This window comes from Sphingomonas sp. M6A6_1c (assembly GCF_053345135.1).
The window spans coordinates 258,305-284,976 of record NZ_JBKEZO010000005.1 but is presented as its reverse complement, the minus strand read 5'-3'; the positions used below and the strand labels follow the sequence as shown (position 1 = coordinate 284,976).

General features: G+C 69.7%; 25 protein-coding genes. 12 read left to right on the top strand and 13 right to left on the bottom strand.

Annotation, left to right across the window (positions count from 1 at the left end):
- Window positions 1–308 precede the first annotated feature (308 nt).
- The gene (locus tag ACLBWH_RS12505; protein ID WP_322850747.1) at window positions 309–521 is read right to left on the bottom strand and encodes a hypothetical protein; all 213 of its coding nucleotides are present in this window, start codon (window positions 519–521) and stop codon (window positions 309–311) included.
- A gap of 160 nt (window positions 522–681) precedes the next feature.
- Between ACLBWH_RS12505 and ACLBWH_RS12500 the strand changes: the two genes are divergently transcribed.
- From ACLBWH_RS12500 to asd, 6 genes are all read left to right on the top strand, one after another.
- On the top strand, window positions 682–2,649 hold the full coding sequence (locus ACLBWH_RS12500) for a pilus assembly protein TadG-related protein (RefSeq protein ID WP_447799215.1): 1,968 nt from the start codon (window positions 682–684) through the stop codon (window positions 2,647–2,649).
- Window positions 2,646–3,248, top strand: a complete 603-nt coding sequence (locus tag ACLBWH_RS12495; protein WP_322850745.1) for a TadE/TadG family type IV pilus assembly protein — start codon at window positions 2,646–2,648, stop codon at window positions 3,246–3,248. The genes ACLBWH_RS12500 and ACLBWH_RS12495 overlap by 4 nt, the downstream gene beginning before the upstream one ends.
- Window positions 3,245–3,868 carry a TadE/TadG family type IV pilus assembly protein gene (locus tag ACLBWH_RS12490; protein WP_322850744.1) on the top strand — a complete coding sequence of 208 codons (624 nt, stop codon included), beginning with the start codon at window positions 3,245–3,247 and terminating at the stop codon, window positions 3,866–3,868. The genes ACLBWH_RS12495 and ACLBWH_RS12490 overlap by 4 nt, the downstream gene beginning before the upstream one ends.
- Before the next feature lie 131 nt (window positions 3,869–3,999).
- Window positions 4,000–6,276 (top strand): beta-glucosidase BglX, encoded by a 2,277-nt coding sequence (bglX, locus tag ACLBWH_RS12485; RefSeq protein WP_447799213.1) that lies wholly within the window; start codon window positions 4,000–4,002, stop codon window positions 6,274–6,276.
- 115 nt (window positions 6,277–6,391) lie between these two features.
- Window positions 6,392–7,480, top strand: a complete 1,089-nt coding sequence (locus tag ACLBWH_RS12480; protein ID WP_447799211.1) for an NAD-dependent epimerase/dehydratase family protein — start codon at window positions 6,392–6,394, stop codon at window positions 7,478–7,480.
- Window positions 7,481–7,509: 29 nt separating this feature from the next.
- Complete coding sequence (asd, locus tag ACLBWH_RS12475; protein ID WP_447799209.1) at window positions 7,510–8,364, top strand: archaetidylserine decarboxylase; 855 nt, start codon at window positions 7,510–7,512, stop codon at window positions 8,362–8,364.
- A gap of 21 nt (window positions 8,365–8,385) precedes the next feature.
- Here asd and ACLBWH_RS12470 read toward each other — a convergent pair whose 3' ends face one another.
- The 8 genes from ACLBWH_RS12470 to ACLBWH_RS12435 form a co-directional block, all read right to left on the bottom strand.
- Entirely contained in the window at window positions 8,386–8,964 is a 579-nt protein-coding gene (locus ACLBWH_RS12470; protein WP_322850734.1) for a class I SAM-dependent methyltransferase, read from the bottom strand.
- Window positions 8,961–9,620 (bottom strand): PIG-L deacetylase family protein, encoded by a 660-nt coding sequence (locus ACLBWH_RS12465; protein ID WP_447799208.1) that lies wholly within the window; start codon window positions 9,618–9,620, stop codon window positions 8,961–8,963. The genes ACLBWH_RS12470 and ACLBWH_RS12465 overlap by 4 nt, the downstream gene beginning before the upstream one ends.
- The gene (locus ACLBWH_RS12460) at window positions 9,617–10,606 is read right to left on the bottom strand and encodes an acyl-CoA dehydrogenase (protein ID WP_447799206.1); all 990 of its coding nucleotides are present in this window, start codon (window positions 10,604–10,606) and stop codon (window positions 9,617–9,619) included. Before ACLBWH_RS12460 ends, ACLBWH_RS12465 begins: the two co-directional genes overlap by 4 nt.
- Window positions 10,603–11,598 (bottom strand): glycosyltransferase, encoded by a 996-nt coding sequence (locus ACLBWH_RS12455; protein WP_447799205.1) that lies wholly within the window; start codon window positions 11,596–11,598, stop codon window positions 10,603–10,605. Before ACLBWH_RS12455 ends, ACLBWH_RS12460 begins: the two co-directional genes overlap by 4 nt.
- A 16-nt stretch (window positions 11,599–11,614) precedes the next feature.
- Window positions 11,615–11,806 (bottom strand): hypothetical protein, encoded by a 192-nt coding sequence (locus ACLBWH_RS12450; RefSeq protein ID WP_447799203.1) that lies wholly within the window; start codon window positions 11,804–11,806, stop codon window positions 11,615–11,617.
- A 3-nt stretch (window positions 11,807–11,809) separates the two neighbouring features.
- Complete coding sequence (locus tag ACLBWH_RS12445; RefSeq protein WP_447799201.1) at window positions 11,810–12,943, bottom strand: epoxide hydrolase family protein; 1,134 nt, start codon at window positions 12,941–12,943, stop codon at window positions 11,810–11,812.
- Between the two features lie 401 nt (window positions 12,944–13,344).
- On the bottom strand, window positions 13,345–14,331 hold the full coding sequence (locus ACLBWH_RS12440) for an outer membrane protein assembly factor BamB family protein (protein WP_447799200.1): 987 nt from the start codon (window positions 14,329–14,331) through the stop codon (window positions 13,345–13,347).
- A 110-nt stretch (window positions 14,332–14,441) separates the two neighbouring features.
- A complete protein-coding gene (locus tag ACLBWH_RS12435; RefSeq protein ID WP_322850727.1) occupies window positions 14,442–15,344 on the bottom strand; it encodes an SDR family oxidoreductase in 903 nt (300 codons plus the stop codon).
- 94 nt (window positions 15,345–15,438) lie between these two features.
- Between ACLBWH_RS12435 and ACLBWH_RS12430 the strand changes: the two genes are divergently transcribed.
- Window positions 15,439–16,305, top strand: a complete 867-nt coding sequence (locus tag ACLBWH_RS12430) for a helix-turn-helix transcriptional regulator (RefSeq protein WP_447799197.1) — start codon at window positions 15,439–15,441, stop codon at window positions 16,303–16,305.
- Here ACLBWH_RS12430 and ACLBWH_RS12425 read toward each other — a convergent pair.
- The gene (locus tag ACLBWH_RS12425) at window positions 16,255–18,033 is read right to left on the bottom strand and encodes a DUF885 domain-containing protein (RefSeq protein ID WP_447799195.1); all 1,779 of its coding nucleotides are present in this window, start codon (window positions 18,031–18,033) and stop codon (window positions 16,255–16,257) included. The two genes, ACLBWH_RS12430 and ACLBWH_RS12425, sit on opposite strands and share 51 nt — an antisense overlap.
- Window positions 18,034–18,185: 152 nt before the next feature.
- Between ACLBWH_RS12425 and ACLBWH_RS12420 the strand changes: the two genes are divergently transcribed.
- Together ACLBWH_RS12420 and ACLBWH_RS12415 are read left to right on the top strand one after the other, a co-directional pair.
- On the top strand, window positions 18,186–19,928 hold the full coding sequence (locus ACLBWH_RS12420) for an adenylyl cyclase (protein WP_447799193.1): 1,743 nt from the start codon (window positions 18,186–18,188) through the stop codon (window positions 19,926–19,928).
- A 118-nt stretch (window positions 19,929–20,046) separates the two neighbouring features.
- The gene (locus tag ACLBWH_RS12415; RefSeq protein ID WP_447799192.1) at window positions 20,047–20,928 is read left to right on the top strand and encodes an alpha/beta hydrolase; all 882 of its coding nucleotides are present in this window, start codon (window positions 20,047–20,049) and stop codon (window positions 20,926–20,928) included.
- A gap of 50 nt (window positions 20,929–20,978) precedes the next feature.
- Here ACLBWH_RS12415 and ACLBWH_RS12410 read toward each other — a convergent pair whose 3' ends face one another.
- The 3 genes from ACLBWH_RS12410 to ACLBWH_RS12400 all read right to left on the bottom strand — a co-directional run bounded on the left by ACLBWH_RS12410 (window position 20,979) and on the right by ACLBWH_RS12400 (window position 23,303).
- On the bottom strand, window positions 20,979–22,433 hold the full coding sequence (locus ACLBWH_RS12410) for a deoxyribodipyrimidine photo-lyase (protein ID WP_447799190.1): 1,455 nt from the start codon (window positions 22,431–22,433) through the stop codon (window positions 20,979–20,981).
- Window positions 22,430–22,924 (bottom strand): DUF427 domain-containing protein, encoded by a 495-nt coding sequence (locus ACLBWH_RS12405; RefSeq protein ID WP_447799188.1) that lies wholly within the window; start codon window positions 22,922–22,924, stop codon window positions 22,430–22,432. Before ACLBWH_RS12405 ends, ACLBWH_RS12410 begins: the two co-directional genes overlap by 4 nt.
- A 130-nt stretch (window positions 22,925–23,054) precedes the next feature.
- A complete protein-coding gene (locus ACLBWH_RS12400; RefSeq protein WP_447799440.1) occupies window positions 23,055–23,303 on the bottom strand; it encodes a DUF3253 domain-containing protein in 249 nt (82 codons plus the stop codon).
- A gap of 185 nt (window positions 23,304–23,488) precedes the next feature.
- Between ACLBWH_RS12400 and ACLBWH_RS12395 the strand changes: the two genes are divergently transcribed.
- The 3 genes from ACLBWH_RS12395 (at window position 23,489) to ACLBWH_RS12385 (ending at window position 26,549) form a co-directional block, all read left to right on the top strand.
- Window positions 23,489–24,085: an FKBP-type peptidyl-prolyl cis-trans isomerase gene (locus ACLBWH_RS12395; RefSeq protein ID WP_447799186.1), complete on the top strand. Its 597-nt coding sequence runs from the start codon at window positions 23,489–23,491 to the stop codon at window positions 24,083–24,085.
- 134 nt (window positions 24,086–24,219) lie between these two features.
- On the top strand, window positions 24,220–25,392 hold the full coding sequence (locus tag ACLBWH_RS12390) for an alpha-hydroxy acid oxidase (RefSeq protein WP_447799184.1): 1,173 nt from the start codon (window positions 24,220–24,222) through the stop codon (window positions 25,390–25,392).
- Between the two features lie 143 nt (window positions 25,393–25,535).
- Window positions 25,536–26,549, top strand: coding sequence for a cupin-like domain-containing protein (locus ACLBWH_RS12385; protein WP_447799182.1), 1,014 nt, complete (start codon window positions 25,536–25,538; stop codon window positions 26,547–26,549).
- Window positions 26,550–26,672 lie beyond the last annotated feature (123 nt).

The following is a 26,672-nucleotide window of genomic DNA, read 5'->3' as shown; positions in this document are numbered from 1 at the left end:
CCACTAGCTGTGCTTGCGACGCGCCGGCATTGGTGCGGTGCGTCCCCGTCTAGGTGGGATCAACCATCAATCAAATTCCTCCCCCGCCAGGGGGGAGGATTACGCTGCGACGATGAATGTCGATCCCGCTTAGCATTGTACCCCGGCGGAGGCCGAGGCCCAGCTGGGCGAAGGTTTGCAATGACTTACGGCGGCTTTCCCAACTGGGCCCAGGCCTTCGCCGGGGTACATCCGGTGTTTCGCAGAGGTCCCGGTCAAGTCCGCGGTGACCGACCGAAGGTCGCGGCGCCCCTGAATGGCGATCGGCCCTAGGCGTCGCGGGGGGCGCGCGCGAGGACGGCCTGCGCCGTCCGCAGACGCGCCTTCCAGGTCTTCACCGAAGGATGGCCGGCGGCGAGGCCGACCAGGCGTCCTTCGATCTGCGCGACCTCCCGCTTCGCCGCGTCGAGCTCGGCGGCGGTCGGCGGCGGCTGGATGTTGGCGCGCGCATGTGCGCCGGTGCGTCCCTTGCTCTTGGTCATCACCGCCAGATGGTCCGAGATCACCGGTTCGGTCAATCCACGCCCCGAAACAGATCGGACTTTACATCGATATCAGACCTTTAACGCTAAAGTAGATGATTCAACCGATATGGGTGCAACGGCCGCAAACAAGGTCGAATCCACTTCAAGTCGGATCTATATGGCGAATCAGGGCAGCGTCGCGCGAGCAATCACATCCTTTCTGGCGCATCGGCGCGGCAACGTCGCCATCCTCGGTGCCGCCAGCATCCTGCCGCTGGTCGGCATGCTCGGCGGGGCGATGGAGGTGAGCAGGCTCTACCTGGTCAAGGCGCGGCTTCAGCAGGCATGCGATACCGGTGTGCTCGGCGGCCGCAGGGCGATGGGCGGCGGCCCCTGGAACCCGGCCGCCGACCTCCTCGGCCACCAATATTTCGCCGTCAACTTTCCCGAGGGGCGATATGGCGCCAGGAACGTCGGCGTCAATTTCACGGTCGGCACGGATCAGGTCGTCCACGGCGCCGCGCAACTGACGCTGCCGATGGTCATCATGCAGGTGTTCGGCTTCGGCAGCAAGATCATGGCGGCGGAATGCGCCGCGAAGCTGGAACTGCCCAATGCCGACGTGATGTTCGTGCTCGATACCACGCTGTCGATGACCGAGGCGAACGATGGCGACACGCTGCCGCGCATCCAGGTGCTGCGCAACAGCGTGTCGAGCTTCTTCTCCACGCTCGAAAGCGCGCGCGGACCCGGCACGCGCGTGCGCTACGGCTTCGTGCCTTATGCCTCGACGGTGAACGTCGGCGCGTTGCTCAAGCCCGCGTGGCTGGCGGATCGCTGGACGTATCAGTCCCGGGAGGCCGCCGGCACCGGTACGACGACGAACACCGACACCGCGAAATACCGCTATGAATCGGGCCCCAATACGACGACCGGCAGCGTGCAGACGCGCAAATACACGATTCCGCCGGAGAATTGCACCGCGCCCGCGAACGTCAAATATACGTCGAAGACCACGACCGATCCGTCGCCGGTCCCGGCCGACGGCGAGGTCACCTATAGCGAGACCGTCACCCGGAACGGCACGACCTATTCGGCGTCGCTGTCAGGCTCGACCTGCACCGTGACCGAGAACGTCTATCAGGATTATGCGCAGACGAAAACGGTGCGGCGGCTGAACAATCCGAATTACGGCAACACGTCGCAATCGACGGTCTATTACTGGAATTATCTGGCGCGGAGCTACGATCTGACGCCGCTGAAGAGCATGGCGAGCGCGTCCGCGATGACCCTGGGGTCGCTCCCGGACCAGCAGATCGCCGCCAATCATGCCGCCAAGAAGATCCCCTGGCGCGGCTGTATCGAGGAGCGGCAGACGAGCGCCGCCAACGACGCCCTGAAACCGGCCGCGCTGTCCGATCTCGACGTCGACGGCGAGCCGGTGACGAACGACCCAGGATCGCAATGGCGCCCCGCCCTGCCCGACCTGATCTATGCGCGGAAGTGGAACGATCTCAACAGCGCCACCAACGGCACCTGGACGGTGCCGACGGTGTCGAACGTCACCAACAATTACGATTCGCCGACGGCGAGCGCCGCCAAGGCGCTGTTGCGGGCGGCCTGCCCCACCGCGGCGCGCAAGCTCGCCGCGATCAGCAAGTCCGAGCTGGATTCCTATCTCGCCTCGCTCGCCCCCGCCGGGCTGACCTACCACGACATCGGCTTCCTCTGGGGTCTCCGGCTGTTGTCGGCGCAGGGTATCTTCAAGGACGAGAATGTCGCGCCCTCCGGCGGCAAGGTGTCCCGCCACCTCATCTTCATGACCGACGGTAAGACCGAGACGAACATCAACGATTACGATGCCTATGGCCTCGCCGCGCTCGACCGGCGTCGCTCGTCCACGGGTGGCCTGCCGACCAACGGCGACCAGAATGCGATGGTCGAACGGCGCCTCGGCGGCCTCTGCACCGTCGCCAAGAACAAGGGCATCACCGTGTGGGTGATCGCCTTCGGCACCGATCTGATCCCGCTGCTGACCGGCTGCGCGAGCGACGGGCGCGCCTATCAGGCGAGGAGCGCGAGCGAGCTCGACCAGGCCTTCGCGCAGATCGCGGCGCAGATCTCGCAGCTCAGGCTGACGCGATGAGCGCGCGCCGCTCGTTCCGGTCGTTCGGCGCCGATGCCCGCGGCGTCACGCTGGTGGAATTCGCGCTCGTCGCGCCCCTGCTCCTGCTGCTGCTGACCGGGGGGCTGGAGGTCGGCCATCGCGCCTATCTCGCGGCGCTGTTGCGGGGGGAGATCAACAAGGCCGGCCGCGACCTGACGTTGGAAGACGCGCAATCCCCGGCGCGACGCACGGAGATCGAAAACCGCGTGCGCGCGGCGATGCGGCCGCTCGCGCGATCGGGCACCGTCGCCTTCTCGCGCCGATCCTATCGCGATTACGCCAACGTCGCATCGACCGCGGAAGATTATATCGACGCCAATCACGACGGGCGATGCAACGCCAACGAGGTGTTTTCCGACACCAACGACAATGGCGTCTGGGACATCGACGGCGGCCGCGCGGGCGACGGCGGCGGCGCCAAGGACGTCGTCGTCTTCAGGGCGGAGTTCACCTACGACCGGCTGCCCCTCGGCAAGTTGCTCGGCATGTCCAAACAGACCCAGATCTCGGCGACGACCTATCTTCGCAACCAGCCCTTCGACAATCAGGCCCCGGTGGCGGAAAGGACCTGCCCATGAGGCGATTTGCCCAGGACGAGCGCGGCGTCGCCGTCATCGAGATGGCCTTCACCGCCCCGCTGCTGCTGCTGCTGATCCTCGGGCTCGTCGAATATGCCCGCTACGCGATCGTGCGCGAAGGGCTGAGCCAGGCGGCGTTCCAGATCGCCGACAATGCCGCGCGACTGGGCGAGGCGCGCCTGACCGGGCCGATGCCGATCAGCGAAAAGCAGATCAACGACGTCCTGCTCGGCGGCCAGATCCAGGGCAGCCCGTCGGACCTGCGCCAGCGCGGCCGGATCATCCTGACCAGCCTCGAACGCAACACGGCGAAGGGGCAGTGGCTCCATTGGCAGCGCTGCACCGGCGCGCTCCGTCATCCCTCGTCCTGGGGGGTCGAGGGCGACGGCCAGACCGGTCAGGGCGCCAACGGCATGGGCCCCGCGACGGCCCGCATCCAGGCGCAGGACGGCATCCCCGTGCAATTCGTCGAACTGGCCTACGATTATAAACCGATGGTGTTCACCGTCCCCCTCGTCACCGGCAAGATCGTCGAAAGCGCAGCGGTCCCGGTCCGCTCGGACCGCAACCTGCAATTCGTGTCGAACGACGAAAAGGCGACGGTCGCGCGCTGTTCCTAGGTCGAGACGGCTTGTGCGCAGGCCGGCTTCCGTGTGACCCGGTTACAAATGAGCGTCAACGGGAAATGTGTCGCACCCTGCGGGGATGCCCGGCACGCGCGTTGACTAGCGTCGAGGGGAGAGCCTGGGATATGACCGATAGCATGATTTCGCGGCGTGCGGCGCTGCTCGGTGCGGGGGCGATCGTCGCCTGGTCCGCCAGCCCGGCCCGCGCGCTGCTCGCGCAGGTGGACGGCGCAGCACTGCCGGCGCCGATCGAGGCGATCCTGGCCCGGATGACGCTGGAGGAGAAAGCGGGCCAGTTGCAGCTCAACGCCGCGGCGTGGAGCGGCGGCACCGCCACCGGCCTCAATCCGCCGTCGAGCGGACCGAGCTTCGATGGTCAGGTCGCCGATGCGGTCGCGGGCAAGCTGACCGGCGTGTTCAACGGCAACGGCGTCGAGATGGCGCGGCGCATGCAGGATGCGGTGATGCGGGGATCGCGGCTGAAGATCCCGCTGATCTTCGCCGCCGACGTGATCCACGGTCATCGCACCATCTTCCCCGTGCCGGTGGCGGAGGCGGCCAGTTTCGACCCCGATCTGGCGATGCGCACCGCGCGCATGGCCGCCTATGAGGCGGCGGCGGCGGGGATCGACTGGACCTTCTTCCCGATGGTCGACATCGCCCGCGACCAGCGCTGGGGCCGGACGATGGAGGGCGCCGGCGAAGACCCGCTGCTCGGCCAGATGTTCGCCGCCGCGCGCGTGCGCGGCTTCCAGGGCAGATCGCTCGCCGCCGACGATGCGGTGATGGCCTGCATCAAGCATTTCGCCGCATATGGCGCGACGGAAAGCGGCCTCGACTACAATGCCGTCGATCTGTCCGAACGGACGCTCCGCGAAATCTATCTGCCGCCGTACAAGGCCGGTTTTGACGCCGGCGCGATGAGCGGCATGGCCTCGTTCAACGAGATCAACGGCGTTCCCGCAACCGGCAATCCCTGGCTGATGAAGCAGGTGCTGCGCGAGGAATGGAAGTTCCCCGGCATCATCGTCTCCGATTACACCGGCGACGAGGAGATGATCGCCGCCGGCTTCGCCAAGGACGGCAAGGATGCCGCACGCCTCGCCTTTCTGGCCGGAGTCGACATGAGCATGCAGTCGAATCTCTATGCGCTGCACCTTGCCGACCTCGTCCGCGAAGGCGCGGTGCCGCAGGCGACGCTCGACCGGTCGGTGCGGCGCGTGCTGGCGGTGAAGCATCGGCTCGGCCTGTTCGACGATCCCTTCCGGCGCATCGACAAGACGCGCGAAACCGCGCGCTCGCGCACCAGGGCGGCGATCGCGCTGTCGCGCGAGGCGGCGCAAAAGGCGATCGTGCTGCTCCGGAACGAGGGCGATCTGTTGCCGCTCGACCGTAATCGCCGGATCGCGCTGATCGGCCCGTTCGCGAGCGGTCAGCACGATCTCAACGGGCCATGGGTGGTCTATGGCGACAACAACCAGGCGGTCGACCTCGTCACCGGCATCAAGGCGGCGGGCGCCCGTGCGGTCAGCGTGACGCCCGGCTCCGGCGTCGAGGAGGCGCTGTCCGGCGGCATCGCCGCCGCGGTCGCGGCGGCGCAGGCGGCGGACGTCGTCGTGCTGGCGATCGGCGAGAGCGAGGGCATGTCGGGCGAGGCGCAGTCGCGCACGTCGATCACCATCCCCGCGCCGCAGATGGCATTGGCCGAAGCGGTCGCCCAGACGGGAAAGCCGGTCGTCGTGCTGCTCAAGAACGGTCGCGGGCTCGCGCTGGAGGGGGCGGTCCGGGATGCGGCGGCGATCATGGTCACCTGGTTCCTCGGTTCCGAAACCGGCCACGCCATCGCCGACGTGCTGTTCGGCAAGGTCGGCCCGTCCGGGCGCCTGCCGCTGAGCTTCCCCCATGAAAGCGGCCAGGAGCCGTATTATTACGCACACAAGGCGACCGGCCGCCCCGCCCCGGCGGGCCCGCGCGAACCCTACAAGACGCAGTGGCGCACCGCGCCCAATGCCGCGCTCTATCCGTTCGGCCACGGCCTGACCTACGGCAAGGTGACGTATGCGGCGCCCGACGTGCCGCCGACGCTCGCCTGGGACGGCCGCATCCGGCTGGCGGCGACGGTCAGCAACGGCGGCACCCGCGCCTGCGAGGAGCTGGTGCAGCTCTACATCCGCGACCGCGTCGCCAGCATCACCCGGCCGGTCCGCGAGCTGAAGGCGTTCCGCAAGGTGGCGCTGGCACCGGGCGCCCGCGAGACGGTGACCTTCACGCTGACCCGCGCGCAGCTCGAATTCCTCGGCCAAGACCTGCGGCCTACGGTCGAGCCCGGCACGTTCGACGTATGGATCGCCCCCTCGGCCCAAGCGGAAGGCGTCCACGGCACGTTCGAGCTGCTGCGCTGATCGTCGGCTGGCGGTGGAGGTGCGGGTCCGGCGCGTCCGCTGGCTCGTCCTGCGGATAGTTTGGCGGCGCGGATCGTTCTGTGACCCGTCCCCGCTGTGAACCCGGAGCAATTGCTTGACCAACGTCGCGCTCGTCGCCGGTGCCGGTGGCATCATCGGCAAGGCTCTGCTCGAAGAGATCGCCCGAACCCCGGGCTGGCGCGGCATGGCACTATCGCGCAGCCATGGCGATGTCGTCGCCGACCTCAGCGACGCGCCGGCAAGCCGCGCTGCCCTGGCGGGCGCGGGCGACGTCACCCACGTCTTCTACGCGGCCTATGGACCGGGCGGCGGCCTGGCGGAGGAGGACCGGCGCAATTCGGCCATGCTCCGCAATCTGCTCGACGGCCTGGCGGCGGCGGGCGCGCCCGTTGCGCGGATCGTGCTGTACCAGGGAGCGAAGGTCTACGGCGTCCACCTCGGACCGGTCACGACGCCGTTCTACGAGGACGAGAACCCGCGCCCGATCGGCCCGAACTTCTACTTCACGCAGGAGCGCGAGCTGCAACTGCGCCGCGCCGCCGGCGGACCGGAATGGTCGATCCTGCGACCGGACGTCGTGGTCGGCGACGCCGCCGGCAATGCGATGAACATCGCGACGGTGATCGGCGCCTACGCCGCTTTGTCGGCCGCGGACGGCGCGGCTTTCCGCTTCCCGGGCTCGCGCACGACCTACGACGACTGCCTGATGCAGGTGACCGATGCACACGCATTGGCGCGTGCCAGCCTGTGGGCCGCGACCGCCGGCGCGGCGGCGGACCAGGCGTTCAACTACGTGCACCCGCCGTTCCGCTGGCGGCGCATGTGGGAAAAGATCGCCCGGCATTTCGACCTCGAACTCGGCGAACCCAACCCGTTCGCGCTCGCCGACCACATGCCTGCGCTCGAACCTCTATGGCAGCGGATAGCCAAAGGCTTGGTCCAGCCCGACCTTACGAAGGCGGTGGGCTGGGATTTCGGCGACTTCACCTTCGGCACCGAGGCCGATGTGGTCTCCGACATGACCAAGATCCGCCTCGCCGGCTTCCACGACGATCTCGATCCCGTCGATGCGTTGATCCGGGCGATCGAGCGGCAGCAGGACGCAGGCGTGATCCCGCGGATCGAGCGAAATCGCCCGCCGGAGGCAGGCGCCGACGGTGGATCCCCCGGCGCATCCGACTAGAGGTGCATGGCCGACGTTTCGAGGTGCCGATGTCCGATCGTTTGAAGATCCTCCTGCAGCATATGCTGCCCAAGCAGCGGCTGACCGCATTGGCAGGTCGGGTCGCGGGTGCGGAGCGCGGGCGGTTGACGACCCGGCTGATCCGATGGTTCGTCCGCACCTATGCCGTCGACATGAGCGAGGCCGCGGACCCGGACATCGGCAGCTACGCGAGCTTCAACGCCTTCTTCACCCGCCCGCTCAAGGCCGGCGTCCGCCCGATGACCGGTGCCGATTTCGCCTGCCCGGTCGATGGCGCGATCAGCCAGTTCGGCGCGATCGACGATCATCACATCGTCCAGGCCAAGGGGCATCGCTTCACCACGACGGAACTGGTCGGCGGCGACCGGGATCTCGCCGCGCATTTCCGCCATGGCAGCTTCGCCAATCTGTATCTCTCCCCCAAGGATTATCACCGCATTCACATGCCGTGCGACGGCAAACTCGTGCGGATGATCCATGTGCCGGGCACGCTGTTCTCGGTGAACCCGACCACGGCCCGCGGCGTGCCCAATCTGTTCGCGCGCAACGAACGCGTCGTCTGCGTCTTCGATTCACCCGAGCATGGACCGTTCGTGATGGTGCTGGTCGGCGCGACCATCGTCGGCAGCATGGCGACCGTCTGGCACGGCGTCGTCAATCCCAAGCGCCTGCGTGCCCCGTCCGAATGGATCTATGCCGGGCAGGACATCGTATTGCGGAAGGGCGAGGAGATGGGCCGGTTCCTGCTCGGCTCGACCGTCGTGATGCTGTTCGGGCGGGGCGTGATCGCCTTCGACGCGAGCTGGCAGCCCGAACGGTCGGTGCGCCTCGGCGAGGCGATGGGCAGCGCCTGCCCCGCGTGACGCGGCGCTTTGGTTTGGCGGTCAGCCCGTGCAGGTCGCGACGCAGACCCGCCACCGGCGTCGCGCGCGCACGCGCCTGACCTGCCAGCACCGCCCGGTCTGGCGAAGGAAGCGGTCCTGGATGCCGTCGGCATGCTGGGCGAAATCGTAGAAGTCGATCCGGTGGTGCGCCAGCACCAGCCGCCCGCCGGGACGCAGCGCGGCCGCCACGTCGACCGCGACCCGCGCCATGTCGCGCTCCGACAGATAATAGAGCAATTCCGCGACCACGATCGCATCGTACACGCCGCGCGGAAACGCCGCGGGCAAGGCGAGCCGCGACGCCCGCGCACGCGGATAGCGCGCGATCGCCGCGGCGGTCAGGCGGGTGCCCTCCGCCGTCCCCTCGGTCGCATCGAGGCGCAGCGCGCGCGGCGCGATGCCCGCGCTGTTCGATCCGTTGCCGCTGGCGAGTTCCAGCACGCGGCCGATCGGTCCCGGACCCAGCGCCTGCACGATCGCGCGGCGCTTGACCGCCTCGTCGCGGTTGCTGAACGTGCCCCAGGGATCGTCGTCGTCAGCGAATTTGCCGGCGAAGCCGCCGAGATCGATCGCGGTCATCGCCGCACCTCCAGATAGGCTTCGAGGGGATGGGAGAAGGCGTCGAGTTCGTGCCGCGCGATCGCGAAGCCCGCCGGATCGTCGGCGATCGCGCCGAGCTGGGTGCGATGGACGCGGATCAACGATCGCTTGGCGGCCGATCCACCGGGCATCGCGACGAGGCGCGATCCGCGGCGCAGCGGCGATTGCGGCGGCCACACCTGATAGGACAATCGCCGCGACCCGCCGCCGATCCGGTGCAGCGCCGCGGCGACCGCCTGATGGTCGGGATGCGCGTCGGCGGCGGCCGGGCCGACGATCAGGTCCACGTCCGCCCCCGCCCCGGCCTGCACGATGCGGCGTAGCGCGCGCGTGAGGTCGGCGCGATGCGCGCCGACGGCGCCATCGGGCAAGTCGAGGCGGCGCACCGCCCCCGCCGCCACGCCGAGGCGACGCAGCGCGCGCCGCGATTCGCGATGGCGTTCGGCGATCAGCCGCGCGCGCGGCCAGCGCCGGCTGCCGGGATGTGAGGCGGCGCCGTCGCTGACGATCACCACCGTCACCCGCGATCCGCGCCGCGCCAGCGTCGCGATCAGCGCCGCCGCGCCGATGATCTCGTCATCGGGATGCGGCGCGACCACGACGACATGGCGCGGCCGGCCCGGACGGAGCCTCACAGCGATGGGACGAGCGCCCCGCCGGCGACCGCCGCACCGACTCGCAGGCGCTGCGCGTCCGGCGCCGGCTGCCGCAGATAGACCGCCAGATCGGTCAGGGTCGCGGCGAGCGGATGGTCGCGGAAATGGCCGGCGAGGCCGACCGACTGCTGCGCGAGCGCGATCGCACGCTCGGCCGCGTCGGCGACCGCCAGCCGCGCGGCCGCCACCCGCAGCAGCCGTGCGTCGTCGCCGGGATCGAACCAGCCGCTCGCGACCCGGCGCACGACGCCCGCCGCGCCCTCCGCCAGATTGTAGAGGTCGGCGAGCCGCGCCGCCTGGAACGGATCGCCGGCGCGGTCGGTCACGGCCAGATGGTCGCGCGTCCGGTCGCACAGGGCGGCGACGCCGCCGGCATGGACCGCGACGAAGCGCAGCGCACCGCCGCTGAAATACGGCTCGCGCACGTAATCCTCGGGATCACCGATCGCCGCCGCGGCATCGATCGCGGCGCCTTCCCAGCACACCTGATGCGTCTCGGACCGCTGCATGCCGGTCATCCGCCACCAGTCGCGGTCGATCGCCGGCGGCACCTCCGCCAGATCGACCAGCAGCAGGCGATTGCCCTCGTCCGTCTGCGCGGTCACCAGCGCATGCGTCAGCACCCCCGCCCCCGACGCATAGCTCTTGCCGCCGCGCAGCCGGCCGTCGGCGAGGATCAGCGGTTCGCCCGCCAGCCCCGCGTTCCACACGCCGAGCATCGCCCCCGCCGCCAGCGCCGCGTGCAGCCGGGCGACCTGCGCGATCGTGCCGTAGCGCCCGACGATCTGCACCGCGTCGACATGCCCCTCCAGCAACCGCCCGAGCGGCAGGTCGCGCCGGCCGGTGGCATAGAGCGTGCCGAGCAAAGCCAGATACGCCTGCGCCGTCGCGGGATCGCCGGGCGGGTCGCGATCCCACCCAGCCTGCGCGATCGCCGCACGCAATGCGTCGCGCATGTCGATCATGCCGCCGCCTCGCACCAGGTTGCTTCGAGCCGCGCCAGTGCGTCCTCGGCTTCGTCCAGCGTCACCAGATCGGCCGCCCCCGGCGGTGCCGGCACGATCCGCATCGCGAACGCCTCCGCATTCGGGCAGTCGCGCGCGACGCCGAGCACATGGTCGCCGCTCAGCCCCAGCCGCTCGCCCAGAGCGGCGCGGGTCCTGCCACGATCGATCGTCGAAAAGCCGAAGCGCATCGCGGCATGTTCGCGCCACTGCCACGCCATCTGCGCGGGATGCGCGACGCGCGGCACCTCGCCGACATCCGCGGCCCGCAACGCGCTGGCCAGGCCCTGCGGCGCCCGTCCGTGCCGGCGCGACGACGTTTCGACCAGCATCGCGCCGTCCCGCCGCACCCGGAAGCCGGCGCGCGCCGCATCGTCGAGCAGGGTCGCATCCTCGGCGAAGGGCAACGGCCGGAAGCCGCCGATCGCGCGATACGCCGACGCGCGGATCGCCAGATTGGCGCCGCCGCTGAAATGATGCGTGTCGTGCGCTTCCCAGCTCACCGGGTCGAGCAGCCGCCGATACGCATGCAGCCGGTTGTAATAATGCTCCAGCCGCGACTGTGCGCCGTCGCGCGAACCGTGGCGGCGGACGATCCGGCCCGCGACGACGTCGGCCTGGTCCAGCGCCGCACGGCCCGCGGCGATCCAGTCCCGCTGCGGCCGGCTGTCGGCATCGGTGGTGAACAGCATCCCGTCGGCGCCGCCCAGATGCGCCAATCCCATCGCCATCGCCGCGCGCCGCGCGACCCCCGCATTGGACGCCGCGCTGCCCGGTCCCTTTTGCATCCGCAGCGCGAACGGCATGTCGGCGGCGGCCTGCCGCACCAATGGTTCGCTGTCGTCGATGCATCCGTCCAGATAGAGGCACACCGTCAGCGTGCCGCGCGCATCCAGCCGGCCGAGCGCGGCGAGCAAGCCGGGCAAGGCCTGCGCCTCGTTGCGCGCCGGCACGCAAATCACCGCAGCATCAGTCAGGGATCGTCTCCAGCCAGCCGCGGATCTCGCGGCAGGGATATTGTGTCGGGCTCGCCGCCGTGTGCACGACATTAACCGTTCGAAAACAACAGTCTACAGCAGCGATGGTCGCTCTCGAACCCGCCCCGCCATCGCCGGTCGGCAGCGTGTCGATCCTGGCGAGGAACGGCGCGAGATCGTCCACGCGTCAGCCCGGCGAGACGGCGTCGAAAAAGCCGCGCATGTCGGCCAGCAGGCTCTCGGGCTGTTCCAGCGCCGCGAAATGGCCGCCCCTGGCCGGCTCGGTCCAGCGCACGACGTCATAGGTCTTCTCGACCTGCGAACGCGGTGGCGGCGGAAAGACGGGATCCGGAAAGGCGGCGACCGCGGTCGGCACGCGGAGGCGCGTTCCCGCCGGAAACTGTCCGGAATCCTCCAGCGTGCGTCCGCGATACATCCAGGTCGAGGTGACGAAGCGTTTCGGCCCCAGGTACAGCATCACGTTGTCGATCAGAGCGTCGGGATCGAACGCCGCCCACAGGTCCGGCCGCCCCGCGTCATCGCGGGGGACGTCCGCCCAGGCACCGAATTTCTCCAATATCCAGGCCGCGACGCCGATCGGGCTGTCGCTCATCGCGATCCCCAGCGTCTGCGGGCGACTGCCCTGCTCGTGGCTGTAGCCCGCTTCCTCCTTGGCGAGGTCGGCACGTTTCGCCGCCCAGGCCAGCTCCGGCGCCCGCGTGGGCACCGCATCGGCGGCCTGAACGATCACCATGTTGAGATGCAGCGCGGCGACCGCGTCGGGATGGCCGAAAGCCATCCAGGCGGTGATCGCCGCGCCCCAATCGCCGCCCTGAAGCAGATAGCGGCCGGCACCGTACAGCTCGACCATCAGCCGATGGAACAGCTCGGCGGTCTGCCGCGGCCCGATCGGCGTCGCGGGACGTCCCGAAAAGGCATAGCCGGGCAGCGAGGGCACGATCACGTCATGCCCCGCGGCGGTGAGCGGCGCGATCAGCGCCTCGAATTCGAGGAACGAGCCGGGCCAGCCGTGGATGAGCATCACCGGCAGCCGCGATCCGTCGCCGCGCACGTGGAGGAAGTGGAGCGTCTGCCCGAGGATCTCGGCGGTGAACTGCGGCAGCGCGTTGAGCCGCCGCTCGGTCGCGCGCCAGTCGTAGCCGCCGAGCCAGCGATCGGCGAGGCGGCGGAGATCGGCGAGGCCGACGCCCGAGGTCCAGCCGCCCGCGTCGGGAAAGTCGTCCCAGTCGAAACGCGCGATGCCGAGCCTGATTTCGGCGAGCCGCTCGTCGGGGATCGCGATGGTGAAGGGCTGCACCATCAGCCGCGCCGCCCGATCGCCACACCGGCGGGCACCGCGCCCGCCCTTCCGCCGGCGGGATCGAACCCGTGGGTCATGCAGGTGAACGGCGCCGGATGCATACGTCTTTCCCCCAAGCAACGGGTAACAATCCCTGCCTCAACGGCCGCGAAGCCGACGCGATCCGCGAGCCTGGACCGACGGCCCGTTTCGTAAGACCGAAAGGCCGATGGGATCCGTGCAGGGGCACGGAAAACGAAGCGCCCCACCCTCGGCGCTGCGCGCCTCCTCCCCTCTCCCATCGGGAGAGGGGACAAGCCGGCGCAGCCGGCGCGGGGTGAGGGCGAGTGCGCAACCTACGTTCGATCGGCGACACACTCGAACTTCGACGCCGCGATCGCCGCGTTCGGATCGGCCAGCCGCTAGAATAGCACCGACGAATCGGGCGCCGCGCCCGTCGCGAAGCCGCCGGTGATCGCCCACCGGCGCGTGTCGATGATCGCCACCCGGTCGTTTTCGAGCGAGGCGTACAACGTGTCGCCGGCGAGGTTCAGCCCCGGCGCGCCGGCGTCGAGCGACAGGCGATCCTGTTCGACGAGCGTGGTCGGGTCCAGCCGCGACAGGCTCTTGTCCGCGGTGTTCGACACGATCAGCCGGCCGTCGGCCTGCGTGACGATGCGCACCGCCTCGCCGCGCAACGGCCGGCGCGCGCGCTCGTCCAGCGTCGTCGCATCCAGTGCGTGGATGGTCCCGCTCGGCCGGTCGATGACGTAGAGCGTCCGTTCGTCCGCGCTCAGCGTCATGCCTTCGGGCGCGGTGCCGATCCGCCGGCGCACCGGGGCGACGCCGATATCCTCGGGATCGACCATGATGACCGCGCCGCTCAACGTGTCGGCGACATAGGCGCGGGCGCCGTCGCGCCGGACGATCAGATAATGGCTGCGCGCGCCCGTCACCGGGATCAGCCGGGACGGCGCGGTGTCCTTGGCGGGATCGTCGAACCGCGCCAGCATGCTGTCCTGCTCCGACAGGACGTACAGCCGCCCGCGCGCATCCATCCGGACGGCGTGGAGGCGGCCGAACGGCGCCATGTCGATCGTCCGCGCCAGCGTGCGCGCGTGCAGGTCGATCACCCAGATCTGGCTGCCGCCCGCGCCGGGCGCCTTCCAGCTCTCGACGCCGTAATGGCCGATATAGGCAAATCGCCCCGCCGGATCGGCGACGATCTCATGCGGTTGCGTCCCCAGCGCGATCGTACCGAGCCGCCTGCCGTCGGGCAGCGCATGGAAAGCGACGCGGCCCGCCTTCTTCTCGACCAGCGCGAGCGTCCGCCCCGGCGCTGCCAGCGCCTCTTTCGCCATCGCCCGCACGCCGAGCGCCGTCGCGGCGACGGCGCTCCCGGCCAGCATCCACAAACCTTGGCGACGATCGATCAGCTTCATAGTCTATCTCCCCTCGCTGAAGGATCGGGCGCTTCGGCGGTTCCGCGGGCCGGCAGAATTCGCCGCGCGGCGGTCGATCAGGCCATCGCGGGCGCCGAATAGTCCATCGCGGCAAGGTCGGTGAGCAGGTCGGGGCCGCTCGGCACCCACCCCAGCCGCGCACACGTCCAGGCGTTGGATGCGATCATGTCGAGCCCGGCGAACGGTGCCATCCAGCCGAAATAGCGCTCGATGTCCTCGTTCCCGATCGACCGGACGGGCAATCCCGTTCCCGCACCGATCGCGTCGGCGATGTCGCGGGCGGACACGCCGTCCTCCACCGACGCATGGTAGCGCGCGCCCGGCTCGCCCTTTTCCAGCGCCAGCACGTACAGCTTCGCCACGTCGCTGATATGCGCCGCGGCCCAGCGCGTCCGCCCCTCGCCCAGATACGCCACCGCCCCGGCGCGGCGTGCCTCGGCGACCAGCGGGGTGATCAGCCCCGCCTTGGTCGTATCGTGGACCTGCGGCAGGCGGATGGTGCGCACGTCGATGCGCCGCGCGATCAGCGCCGCGCCGGCGAGTTCGGTGGCGATGCGCGGATTGGCGTGGTGCGGGTTGAGCACGTCTTCGGTCGCCGCGCCGCCGTTCACCGGCGTACCGATACCGACGCCGGAAGTGATCAGGATCGGCTTGCCCGTGCCTTCGAGCGCCTCGCCCATCGCGGTGATGTTGCGGTCGTCCTTCTTGGTATTTTCGAAGAACGTCGCGAAATTGTGGTCGAACGCGCAATGGATCACCGCGTCCGCCGCCGCCGCACCGCTGGCGAGCGTCTCGGGCCGGTCCAGGTCGCCGCGATGGACCTCGGCGCCCACCGCTTCGAGCTGCCGCGCGCCGGCATCGGAGCGGGTGAGGCCGAGCACGCGATGACCGCGGCCGAGCAGTTCGGGAATGACGTGCGAGCCGATGAAGCCGGTCGCACCGGTCAGGAATACGCGCATGGGAAATCTCCTTCTTACCCCTGCGGTATCGCGAGCAATTCCAACGTGTTAAAGTAGGGACGATATCGTGGTATAACGTTCAACAGGATGTGCGATGGCCAGTGACGCGTCCAACCCGCTCGGCACCTATCTGCGCGATCGGCGCACCCGGCTCGATCCGGCGGCGTTCGGGGTCGCCGGCGGCCGGCGGCGCACGCCCGGCCTGCGCCGCGAGGAGGTGGCAAGCCGCGCCAACATCAGCCCGACCTGGTACACCTGGCTGGAGCAGGGGCGCGGCGGCGCGCCGTCCGCTGACGTGCTCGACCGCATCGCCAAGGGGCTGATGCTGACCGAGCCGGAGCGCGAGCACCTCTACATGCTCGGCCTCGGCCGCCTGCCGGAGGCGCGCTACCGGCCGGTCGACGGCATCTCGCCGCGGCTGCAACGCGTGCTCGACGGGATGGTGCTCAGCCCGGCGATCATCAAGACCGCGATGTGGGACGTGGTCGGCTGGAACCGCGCCGCCGCGGTGCTGCTGACCGATTACGCCAAGCTGCCGCGCGAGGGGCGCAACATCCTGCGCCTGATGTTCGGCAGCGACCATGTCCGCGCGCGCAACGCGGATTTCGCCGACATCGCCCGCTTCGTCGTCGGCGCCTTCCGCGCCGACGTGGCGCGCGCCGGCGCCAGCACCAGCGCCGAGGTCACGTCGCTCGTCGCCGAACTGTCCCGCCTCAGCCCCGATTTCGCGGCGCTGTGGCAGGATAACGACGTCGTCGCGCACGGCGAGGGCACGAAGCGCATCCATCACCCCGATGCGGGGCTGCTCGCGATGGAATTCTCATCCTTCGCCGTCGAGGGACGCCCGGAACTCGGCATGCTCATCTACAACCCCGCCACACCCGCCGATGCCGATCGCCTCGGCCGGCTGCTACTTGCGCGCGGCGATCCAGCCGTCGACCTGCCGCTCGAGGATCGGTAGCGGCAGCGAGCCGGAACCGATCAGCAGGTCGTGAAAGCCGCGAATATCGAATTTCGGACCCAAGGCAGCCTCCGCCTTGCGCCGCAGTTCCACGATCTTGAGCATCCCGATCTTATACCCCGTCGCCTGTCCCGGCAGCGTGATGTACCGGCGCACCTCGGACCGGCCCTGGTCGGGCGCGGCGCGGCCGGTGGTGACGATATAGTCGATCGCCTGCTGCTCGGTCCAACCCTTGGCGTGGATGCCGGTATCGACGACCAGTCGCGCCGCGCGGAACAGCTCGGCATCCAGTCGCATGAAATCGTCGGATGCTTCGGGGAACGCGCCCATCTCCTTGCACAGCGCCTCGGCATACAGGCCCCAGCCTTCGCCGAACGCGACGTAGCGCGTGCTCTGCCGGAACTTCGGGCCGCCACTCTGCCCGACCTGAATGTCTCCCTGCATCACATGGCCAGGCACCCCCTCATGACACATCAGATCGCGCAGCGCCGCGGGCGGGGTCGCGTCGGTGGTGCCGAGCAGGTGGACGTAGACGCGGCCCGGCCGAGCGCCGTCGCGGCTGGGTCCCGCCGCATGCGCCGCGCCGCCGGCGACCTCGCTGAACGACGGCTCGCGGACCACTTCCATGGCATGGACCGGCAGCTTGCCGAAATATTCCGGCAGCAGCGTGCGGTTGAAGGCCAGCGCGGCATTGGCGTCCTGCAGATATTTCGCGCGCAAGGCGTCGGTCCACGGCACCACCGGGAAGCGGCGGGCGATCTGCGCATAGAAGGCGTTGCGGTCCTTCAGCCCGGCGGCACGGGCGAGCGCGTCCTGCTCGCCTTCGATCCGCGTCACTTCGGCAAGACCGATTGCGTGGATCTGGTCGGCGGTGAGGTCGGTCGTCGTATTGAGCTTCAGCGCGGCCGCATACCAGACCGCGCCGTCGGGCAGCGTCAGCGCGCCGACCCGGCCGCTCGGCGCGGTCGGCAGATCCGCCTGCGCCCAGGCGATCACGCGGTCGTAAGCAGGCTTGATCGTCATCAGCGCCGCGCGGGTGTCGGCGAGGAGGGCTGCGGCCTGCGCCGCGTCGAGCGTCCCGCCAGCGCGCAGCTTCGCGACCTTCGCCTGAGCATCGGCCCACAGCGGCGACGCCGGGCCGGCATCGAACGGCGCGCCGGTCACGATCGCGCGGCTGCCGGAAATAACGCGCTCGATCTGGAATTTAGGCGCGCGCACGCCGGCGGCATCGGACACCCGGCTCAGCGCGATCGCGGTATCGAGCACGCCCGGGATCGCCCGCAACCGTGCCGCATATGCGCGCATGTCACCGGCATCCTGGACGGTGTGGGTGTTGATCAGGAAATTCGGGAGCTGCGCATGCACCGAATAGAGAAAGGAATAGAATGGCGGCGCCTGCAGCCGGTAACGATAGCTCAGCTCGGCGCGGTCGAGCTCCAGCGTCCAGATGTCGTAATTGACTTGCGCGTCCGGCGACAATTTCGCGCGATCGAACCGGGCCTTCAGCCGCGCCACGCTGGCGCGGCGCCATTGCAGCCGGCGCAACGTCGCGGCATCGCTGATATCGTCGAGCCGATCGTTGCCGTCCTTCTGCCCGAGCTGCGTCGCAAGCTGCGGACGATCCCGCAGCTCCTCGGCGAACTCCTGATCGAGAAACGCATAGAGCCGCGCATCCTCGGCGGGTGCCGGCGCCGCAACCGGCGCTTGCGCGACCTGCCCGCCCGGCATGGCGAATGCGAGAGCGGCGGCTCCGAGCCAAGGCAGTGCGTGCATTGTGATCCCCCGTTACGTGTCGGATGAACCCTATCGTCGTGACGCAAGACGGTGAAGCGTTAAGGTGCCAAATCGTCGCGGCGGGATTCGATCGGAAGGACAATGGGTTGACGGCAGAGACGACACGTCGCGGCGTATTGGCGGGCATCGCCGCCGTCGGGATAGCACCGGCCGGCGCGAGGCAGCGCGCGGCGCTGGACGAGCCCGATTTCGGTTCCAACGTGCTCGTCGTCGATCCGGGCATGCCGGGTGCGCAGCGCCGGATCGACGGCTGGTTCGCGCAGCAGGAACGCGCGCATTTCACCGACCGCCGTTATGCCGTGCTGCTCAAGCCGGGCGCGCACCGGCTCGACATCAACGTCGGGTTCTTCACGCAGGTGGCCGGCCTCGGCCTGCAGCCCGGCGACGTGACCGTCACCGGACACGTCCATGCCGAGGCCGATTGGGCCAAGGGCATGGCGCTGGTCAATTTCTGGCGTGCCGTGGAGAATCTGTCGGTCCGGCCGCCCGACGGCGCCGACCGCTGGGCGGTGTCGCAGGCCGCGCCCTATCGCCGCGTGCACCTGGCGGGCGATCTTGCGCTGGACGACGGCGGCTGGTCGAGCGGCGGCTTCATGGCCGATTGTCGCGTCGACGGCACGATCCATTCGGGCACGCAGCAGCAATGGTTCACTCGCAGCTCGCAGATCGGCGGCTGGCAGGGCGCCAATTGGAACATGATGTTCATGGGCGTCGTCGGCGCGCCGCCGGGCAGTTTCCCGGAGCCGCCCGTCACCACCCTGCCCTCCGTGCCCCTGATGCGCGAGAAGCCGTTTCTCCACGTCGCCGCCGATGGCCGCTGGGCGGTGTTCGTGCCGGCGCTCCGTCGCGACGCGACCGGGACCTCCTGGCAGGGCCGGCCCGCCGGGCGGGTCGTGGGGTTGGACGAGTTCCTGATCGCCACCCCTGCCACCCCGATCGCGGCGATCAACCGCGCGCTGGCGGCGGGGCGCCACCTGCTGCTCACGCCGGGCGTGTACCGGTTGCGCGAGCCGATCCGCGTCGTCCGGGCGAACACGATCGTCCTCGGGCTGGGGCTGGCGACGCTGCTGAGCGAGGCGGGCAACGCCGCGATGACGATTGCCGACGTGCCGGGCGTGTCGGTCGCCGGCCTGCTGATCGACGCCGGGCCGCGATCCTCACCGGTGTTGATGGAGGTCGGACCGCGGGGCGCGGCGCGCGACCACCGCACCGATCCGACGCTGCTCGCCGATTTGTTCTTCCGCGTCGGTGGCGCGGCGATCGGCAACGCCGGAACGTGTCTGGAGATCAACAGCCATCACGTGATCGCGGACCATCTGTGGATCTGGCGCGCCGATCACGGCGACCGGGACGGCGGTCGCGTCCATGTCGGCTGGAACGAAAGCCGCGGCGACCACGGACTGGTCGTCAACGGCGACGACGTGAGCTGTTACGGATTGTTCGTGGAGCATTTCCAGCGCTGGCAGACGGTGTGGAACGGAGAGAACGGCCGCACCTTCTTCTACCAGAACGAACTGCCCTACGATCCGCCGAGCCAGCACGCCTGGCGGCAGGATTCGCCCCGCGGCTGGGCAGCGTACAAGGTCGCCGACCGGGTTCGCCGTCACGAAGCGATCGGCATGGGCGTCTATGCGAACTTCACCGCGGACCCGACGATCGTTCTGGCCAGCGCGGTCGAGGTGCCAGACACCCCCGGCGTACAGGTAGAGAACGTCACCACCATCTCGCTGGGGGACGACAAAGGCACGATCGCGCATCTGGTGAACGATGCCGGCGCCGCCGCGCGGCCCGGCAGCATCCGCCAGACGCTGCGACGCTACCCGGCGTGATGCCCCCGTGCGCTGGCCCAAGCGGGCCATCGGAACGATGCGCGCCAGCGTTCGTCCTGCCCTCGCCCTTCCATAAAAAGGCCGCATGCGTGACCGCACATCCCACGACCCCGGCGGCATGATCCGTCCGCGGGTCACGTCCCGCCACCTCGGCGTGCTTGCCCTGCTTGGCGCGCTGTGCGCGGCGTGCTCGCCGCTGACCACCTTCGACACCTTGGTGCCGAAGGATCGGGGCGGCGTGCTCGTCGCCAGGAACCTCGCATATGGCGGCGCCCCGCGTCAGCGCCTCGACGTCTATGCGCCGCGCGCCGGTTGCGGGCAGGCGCGACCGGTCGTGGTGTTCTTCTATGGCGGCAGCTGGAACAGCGGCACGCGCGCCGGCTATGCCTTCGTCGGACGCGCGCTCGCGGCACGCGGGTTCGTCACCGTCGTGCCGGATTACCGCCTGGTGCCGGACGTCCATTATCCCGCTTTCGTCGAGGATGGCGCCGCGGCGGTGCGCTGGGCGGTCGCGCATGCCGGGGATTATTGCGGCGACGGTGCATCGGTGGTGCTGATGGGCCATTCGGCGGGCGCCTATATCGCCGCGATGCTGGCGGTGGACGCGCGCTGGCTGGGCGCATCGCGAACGGCGGTGAAGGGCCTGGTCGGGCTGGCCGGCCCCTATGATTTCGCGCCTTTCGACGTGGCTGCGAGCCGCGCCGCTTTCGGCCAGTCGTCCGACCCGGCCGAGACGCAGCCGGTCACCTGGGCCGGCGCCGGCGATCCCCCCGCGCTGCTGCTCTACGGGACCGACGACACCGTGGTGCAGCCGCGCAACAGCAAGGCCTTGGCCGCGAAGTTGCGCGCGGGCGGCGTGGCGGTAGACGAGCGCGCTTATGCCAAGCTGGGCCACGTCGGCATCCTGCTGGCGCTCGCGCGACCCTTCCGCGGTCGCGCGCCGGTGCTCGACGACGTTTCCAGCTTCGTCCGTCGGACCGCGCGCCCCGATCAGCGTTGACGGGCTAACGCGAACGAGCGCCGCGGCGGATCACCGGCGACGGCGCTGCGCTAGACATAGCGCCCCCGAGGCAATTCGGCCGGGACGGTGACCGCTGGTACGTCACGCGACGCCGCCTTGGCGAGCCACGCGTCGCCGCCCTCCCTCGCCCGTGTCGACCCGTCGCCGCGCGTGGCGACGCGGCCGTAGACGGGCCGGTCGGTGTCCGCCGGAGCGCCGCCGAACATCGCCGCGATGTTCCCGTACGTCGACGGGTCCCGCCCATCCAGGCTCAGCCGATCGTTGAGGTAACAGGCCGTCGCCCAGGCGGTTTCGGGATCGGGCGTCATCGCCAGGATGCGCTTCGCCCAATACATCCGCAGATTGTTGTGCATCCAGCCGAAGCGGAGGAACTGCCGCTGGCAGGCGTTCCAGGTCTCGTCGTGCGTCTCGCCGCGCAGCATCGCCGACAGGCTTTCGAGATGCGGCCTTGGGTCGTCGGCATGCTCGGCCAGGGTGGCGCGCGCCCAGCCGGCGACGCGGTCGTAACACGCGGGCGCGGCCAATGCGCGTGCCTGATAATGGAACCACTCGCGCCAGCCCAGCAGTTCGTCGGCGAATTTCGTCTTGTGCCGGGCGCCCGCCGGCGACGACGCCACTGCCCGCATCGCCTCGCGCGGGCCGAGCACCCCGAAATGCAGATAGGGTGACAGGCCGCTCGCCCCTTCGCGCCGCGTCGCATCGTTGCGGGTCGTGGCATAGCCGGGCAGCACGTCGCGGATCAGGCGGTGCAAGCGTGCCTCGCCAGCCGCGCGGCCGGCGGGGAAGGCCGCGCTCGGGGGCAGGCTGTGGTCGATGTCCAGCCCGGCGACGAGCGCCTCGATATCCCCATCCGGATCATCCGGCACGAACGGCAACGCGCCGTCATAGGCGGGAAGGTCGGTCTGCACGTCCTCGCCGTCTGCCCAGGCCGCCCGCGCGGGTTCGTGGCGGCGCAGGAAGCCCGACCGGCCGCCGATCCCGTCCCCCAGCACGGCGGGCGGCACCAGACAGGCGGCGTTGACCGCATAGGTCGGTATCGCGATCCGCTCCGCGACCCGTTCCGTCTGCCAGCGCGCGACGAAGGTCGGCTGATCCTCCAGCACCAGCGCCGCGGCATCGGCGCCAAGCCGATAGACCAGGCCCTTCTCACGATGATCCGCACGGTCGATATGCTGGACGCAGGCGAGACCGCGCGCGCGGCATCCCGCGGCGAGATCGCGGCTGGCGCCAAGGATGAAATGGTGCAGCCGGTCCGAGGCATATGGATAATCCTCGCGGACGCCGTGATAGACGAGCACCGGCAGTCCCAGCGCGTTGCCGAGCCGCACCGCGGCGTCGATCACCGGATTGTCGGTCGCGCGCAACGCCTGCTGAAGCCAGCACAGCACATAAAGAGCGCCGCTGGCGATCGGCCGATCGTTCATCGCGCGGACGCGCGGGCACTCGTGCCAATCGCCCAGCCCCGGTGGCAGCGCGCCGCTCACCAGCCCATGCTGCCCGGCACGCCCTTGAACGGGCCGGCGAGGTCGGAGGTGATCCAGCCGCCGTAGAAGCCGCCCGGCTGCGGCTGCACGCGCTCCCCGTCCACCGCGCAGCGGTCGAACGGTCCGGCGTAGAAGGCGATGTGATCGCGCAGGATCGCGAATGCCGGCGTGGGATTGGCATAGCTCCATCCGACGTCGCGGAACGTGTGTCCGCCGATCTCGATATGCCAATAGCGCGCCTCGCCCTTCCATTCGCAGAACGAACGGCGGGTCGATGAACGCAACAGGCCGGGCGTGATCGCATCGGGTGGAATGTACCAGCTCGGCGGATGGCTGGTCTCGATCGTGCGCACCGCCGCATCGCTGTCGGCGACGACGATGTCCGCATGCACGATCTGGATCCGCCGGCGGCTCGGCTCGGCGATCGCGGGGCGCGGATAGGACCAGACGCTTTCCTGTCCCGGCGCAGGCGTATCGGGTCGCGGCCTCATATGCGCGCCGCGGGACCGGGCTTGCGCCGGTCGGCCGCGCCGACGCTGGCGTCGGCGATAAAGTTACGACGGGACATGATCTTGCGCTCCTCTGCACGGCACAACGGTCGGGCAGCGATTCGGTCGCCTGTCACGCCGGGGGCATCGGACGACCGATGCGATAAGGCCCGTCGCGGACGGCCAGCGGCCTCCCTTTCCAACTGAGCCGCACGCGACCCTCCGCGACGAGACCATCGACCGCGGCATGCACCAGCGGCATCGCGTCGCGCCAGGCCTCCTTGGGCGCGATCGCGCGCGCTACCTCGCTCGGGCACACCGTCGCTTCCGGAGATCGCGACGCCAGCAGCGCGAGCGTCGTATCGCGCGCGCTCATCGTCATGCGCCGCGGGCGTCTGTTATCGGCGGTGCCGACGGCATTATCGCAGGATTCGTCACCATCGGCACCCGGATCCAACGCACGATGATGCGTCCCGGTCGCACGGCGATCCGCGTTCGGCACGCAGAACGGTCGACGTGCGACGATCGGGTTGGCGCGGATCGCCCGCCGTGCATATAGCCGGGTGCATGCCCTTCACTAAGCACGCTTCATCCCGCCTGATCCTCGCCGCGATCCTGCCGCTGCTCGCCGCGCCCTTGCCGGCGGATGCCGCGGCCACCCGCCGGCAGAAGCCGCGTGCCGCGGCCCCGGCCCCGGTCAGGGCGGACAATGCGATCATCGCCTTGCCGCTCAACCCCGTGGTGCCGGCCGGGCAGCGACTGTGTTCGACGACGGCGCCGTCCGGCCTGGGATCGACATTGCTGCGCGCCGGCACCGGTGCCAAGCCGGCGGCGGGCGATGTCGTGCTGGTCAATTACATCGGCTATATCGCGGCGACGGGGGTTGTGTTTGATCAGGGCATGCGATCTCCCCTGCCGGTGAACGGCGTGATCCCCGGGTTTTCGCAGGGATTGCAGACGATGGCCCGGTCCGGCGTCGCCCGGTTCTGCATTCCCGCGGCGCTGGGCTATGGCGCGCAGGCGTCGGGGCCGATCCCGGCGAATGCCGATCTCGTCTTCCAGGTCGAATTGCTCGACTTCAAGACCGCTGCCGAGGTCGAGAGCATGAACCGCGCGCAGGGCGGCGAACCGCCGGCGCCGAAGGATACGCCGCCGCAGCCATAGGCCCGCGCCGGCATGCACAGTCGGCCATCGCCCCGGCACACCCAAACAGCTTGGCGATCGGCGCCCGGCTGACGCAGCCTGCGGCGACGCAGGCGGCACGCGGGAGGCTTCAGGCGCGAAGGGACATAGGCACCATGACGCGACTCGAGCGGGCGAACAACGTCGCCGACCTGCGCCTGATGGCGCGTCGGCGGCTGCCGCGGCCGATCTTCGACTATATCGACGGCGGTGCCGACGACGAAGTGTCGCTGCGGCGGAACGTCGGCGCCTTCACCGACTATGAGCTGATCCCCGACGTCCTCAACGACGTGTCGGCGATCCGGACGCAGACGCGGATCTTCGGCCAGCCCGCGCGCTGGCCGCTGATGCTGTCGCCCACCGGACTCACCCGCATGTTCCACGGCCATGCCGAACTCGCCGTGGCCCGCGCGGCAGCGCGGCACGGCCTCCTCTACAGCCTCTCGACGATGGGCACGACCCGGCTGGAGGATCTGGCGCAGGCGTTTGCCGGGCCGAAGGTCTTCCAGATCTACATCTTCCGGGATCGCGGCCTCACCGCCGAATTCGTCGCGCGCTGTCGGGAGGCGGGCTTCCACGGCCTGGCGCTGACCGTCGACACGCCCGTCGCCGGCAATCGGGAACGCGACCGGGTCAGCGGCCTGTCGCTGCCCCCGGCGCTGACGCTGCGCTCGTTGCTCAGCTTCGCGCGCCACCCCGCCTGGTCGATCCCCGCGCTGACCGGATCGAAATTCGACCTCGCCAACGTCAGCCACAAGGTCGATGCGCTGGCGGCGGGGCCGATGAGCCTGTTCGACTATATCGGCGGTCAGTTCGATCGCTCGGTCGGCTGGCGCGATGTCGAATGGCTCGCGCGCGAATGGAACGGGCCGCTCGCGATCAAGGGCGTGATGACCCCCGAGGATGCGCGCCGTGCGGTCGAGTCCGGGGCGACCGGCGTCATGGTCTCCAACCACGGCGGGCGACAGCTGGACGGCGCCCCCGCCCCGATCGACCAGATCGAGGCGGTCCGCGCCGCCGTCGGCGATGCGCCGGATGTGATCTGCGACGGCGGGATCCGCCGCGGTTCGGACGTGGTGAAGGCGCTCGCCCTGGGGGCTACCGCCTGCGCGATCGGCCGCCCCTATCTCTACGGCCTCGCCGCGGGCGGCGAGCCGGGCGTCGATCGCCTCCTGACGCTGCTGCACGAGGAATTCGAGCGCACGCTGACGTTGGCGGGGGTCAACGATATCGGCGCGTTGTCCCGCCGCCACCTGCGCCATCGGCCGGGCCACCGCGCGGTCGCCTAACCGCATCATATGCTTGACAATTCCATGCCCGCGCCTGACCGGTACGATCGGATGACGCGCCTGCGTTCGCCGCGAAGCCGAGCCCCCCGAAGACAGGCGCCGCGCCACCAGCGAGAGGCAATAGCCATGGAAAGCCAGCGAGGATGACCTCGGCCGTAATCGAGCGCACCGCCGTCGACGCCGACACCTTCGCGCGCGACATTGCGGGCTGCTATGTGCCGGTCGTCCTGCGCGGGCAGGTCGAACATTGGGCCGCGGTGCGCGCCGGCAGCCGCGGCGACCGGGCGATGGCGACCTATCTCGCCGGATTCGAGGGTGGGCAGACGCTCGACGTGATGATCGGCGCCCCCGAAATCGCCGGCCGGTTCTTCTACAACGACGATCTGACCGGCTTCAACTTCCAGAAGCAGAAGGTCGCGTTGCGGCAATTGCTCGGCCAGCTCGTCCGCTACAGCGAAGACGCGGTCGCCGACGCGCACGCCCTCTATGCCAATGCGGCGACCGCGCCCGAGCATCTGCCGGGGTGGGACGCGGAGAATCGCCTCGACCTGCCGACCGGCGGTGCGCCCGCGCGGCTGTGGATCGGCAACGCCACCCGCGTCGCGACGCATTACGACGAATCGAGCAACATCGCCTGCGTCGTGCACGGGCGGCGGCGGTTCACGTTGTTCCCGCCCGATCAGATCGCCAACCTCTACGTCGGGCCGCTCGATCATACGATGGCCGGGCCGCCGTCGAGCATGGTCGATCCCGAACATCCCGATCTCGATCGGTATCCGCGGTTCGCCGAGGCGCTGGCGCACGCCCAAGTCGCGGAACTCGGGCCGGGCGATGCGATCTTCGTGCCGGCGATCTGGTGGCATCACGTCGCTGCGCTCGATCCGCTCAACGTCCTCGTCAATTACTGGTGGGGCGATGCGCAGGCGGCGTCGCCCTTCGGTGCGCTGGTGCACGCGCTGATGGCATTGCGCGATCTTCCGCCGGCGCAGCGCCAAGCCTGGCAGGGATGGTTCGATCACTATGTCTTCGCGGACGGCGCCGAAGCGGTCGGCGAGCATCTGCCCGTATCGGCGCGCGGCATCCTCGCCGCGGCCAGCCCCGCGCGGACCGAGCGACTACGCGACTTCCTCATCCGCCTGCTCGGCGGGACGCGCTAGCGAACCGGTCCGATGGTACCACGGCGGAGGCCGGGGCCCATCCGGCATTGCTTCGAGGTCCCGCTCAAGTCCGAAGGTATCGCAGCGGTTAGGCATGTCGATCGGCTTCAGGGCGGGCCGGTG

Bases quoted from the DNA above. Each gene is read 5' to 3' on its own strand.
- ACLBWH_RS12390 (WP_447799184.1), top strand. From the start codon at position 24,220: ATGACGCGACTCGAGCGGGCGAACAACGTCGCCGACCTGCGCCTGATG.
- ACLBWH_RS12400 (WP_447799440.1), bottom strand. From the start codon at position 23,303: ATGACGATGAGCGCGCGCGATACGACGCTCGCGCTGCTGGCGTCGCGA.
- ACLBWH_RS12415 (WP_447799192.1), top strand. From the start codon at position 20,047: ATGATCCGTCCGCGGGTCACGTCCCGCCACCTCGGCGTGCTTGCCCTG.
- ACLBWH_RS12435 (WP_322850727.1), bottom strand. From the start codon at position 15,344: ATGCGCGTATTCCTGACCGGTGCGACCGGCTTCATCGGCTCGCACGTC.
- ACLBWH_RS12495 (WP_322850745.1), top strand. From the start codon at position 2,646: ATGAGCGCGCGCCGCTCGTTCCGGTCGTTCGGCGCCGATGCCCGCGGC.
- bglX (WP_447799213.1), top strand. From the start codon at position 4,000: ATGACCGATAGCATGATTTCGCGGCGTGCGGCGCTGCTCGGTGCGGGG.
- ACLBWH_RS12470 (WP_322850734.1), bottom strand. From the start codon at position 8,964: ATGACCGCGATCGATCTCGGCGGCTTCGCCGGCAAATTCGCTGACGAC.
- ACLBWH_RS12425 (WP_447799195.1), bottom strand. From the start codon at position 18,033: ATGCCGGGCGGGCAGGTCGCGCAAGCGCCGGTTGCGGCGCCGGCACCC.
- ACLBWH_RS12430 (WP_447799197.1), top strand. From the start codon at position 15,439: ATGGCCAGTGACGCGTCCAACCCGCTCGGCACCTATCTGCGCGATCGG.
- ACLBWH_RS12395 (WP_447799186.1), top strand. From the start codon at position 23,489: ATGCCCTTCACTAAGCACGCTTCATCCCGCCTGATCCTCGCCGCGATC.
- ACLBWH_RS12460 (WP_447799206.1), bottom strand. From the start codon at position 10,606: ATGATCGACATGCGCGACGCATTGCGTGCGGCGATCGCGCAGGCTGGG.
- ACLBWH_RS12385 (WP_447799182.1), top strand. From the start codon at position 25,536: ATGACCTCGGCCGTAATCGAGCGCACCGCCGTCGACGCCGACACCTTC.
- ACLBWH_RS12490 (WP_322850744.1), top strand. From the start codon at position 3,245: ATGAGGCGATTTGCCCAGGACGAGCGCGGCGTCGCCGTCATCGAGATG.
- asd (WP_447799209.1), top strand. From the start codon at position 7,510: ATGTCCGATCGTTTGAAGATCCTCCTGCAGCATATGCTGCCCAAGCAG.
- ACLBWH_RS12405 (WP_447799188.1), bottom strand. From the start codon at position 22,924: ATGAGGCCGCGACCCGATACGCCTGCGCCGGGACAGGAAAGCGTCTGG.
- ACLBWH_RS12500 (WP_447799215.1), top strand. From the start codon at position 682: ATGGCGAATCAGGGCAGCGTCGCGCGAGCAATCACATCCTTTCTGGCG.
- ACLBWH_RS12445 (WP_447799201.1), bottom strand. From the start codon at position 12,943: ATGGTGCAGCCCTTCACCATCGCGATCCCCGACGAGCGGCTCGCCGAA.
- ACLBWH_RS12505 (WP_322850747.1), bottom strand. From the start codon at position 521: ATGACCAAGAGCAAGGGACGCACCGGCGCACATGCGCGCGCCAACATC.
- ACLBWH_RS12440 (WP_447799200.1), bottom strand. From the start codon at position 14,331: ATGCTGGCCGGGAGCGCCGTCGCCGCGACGGCGCTCGGCGTGCGGGCG.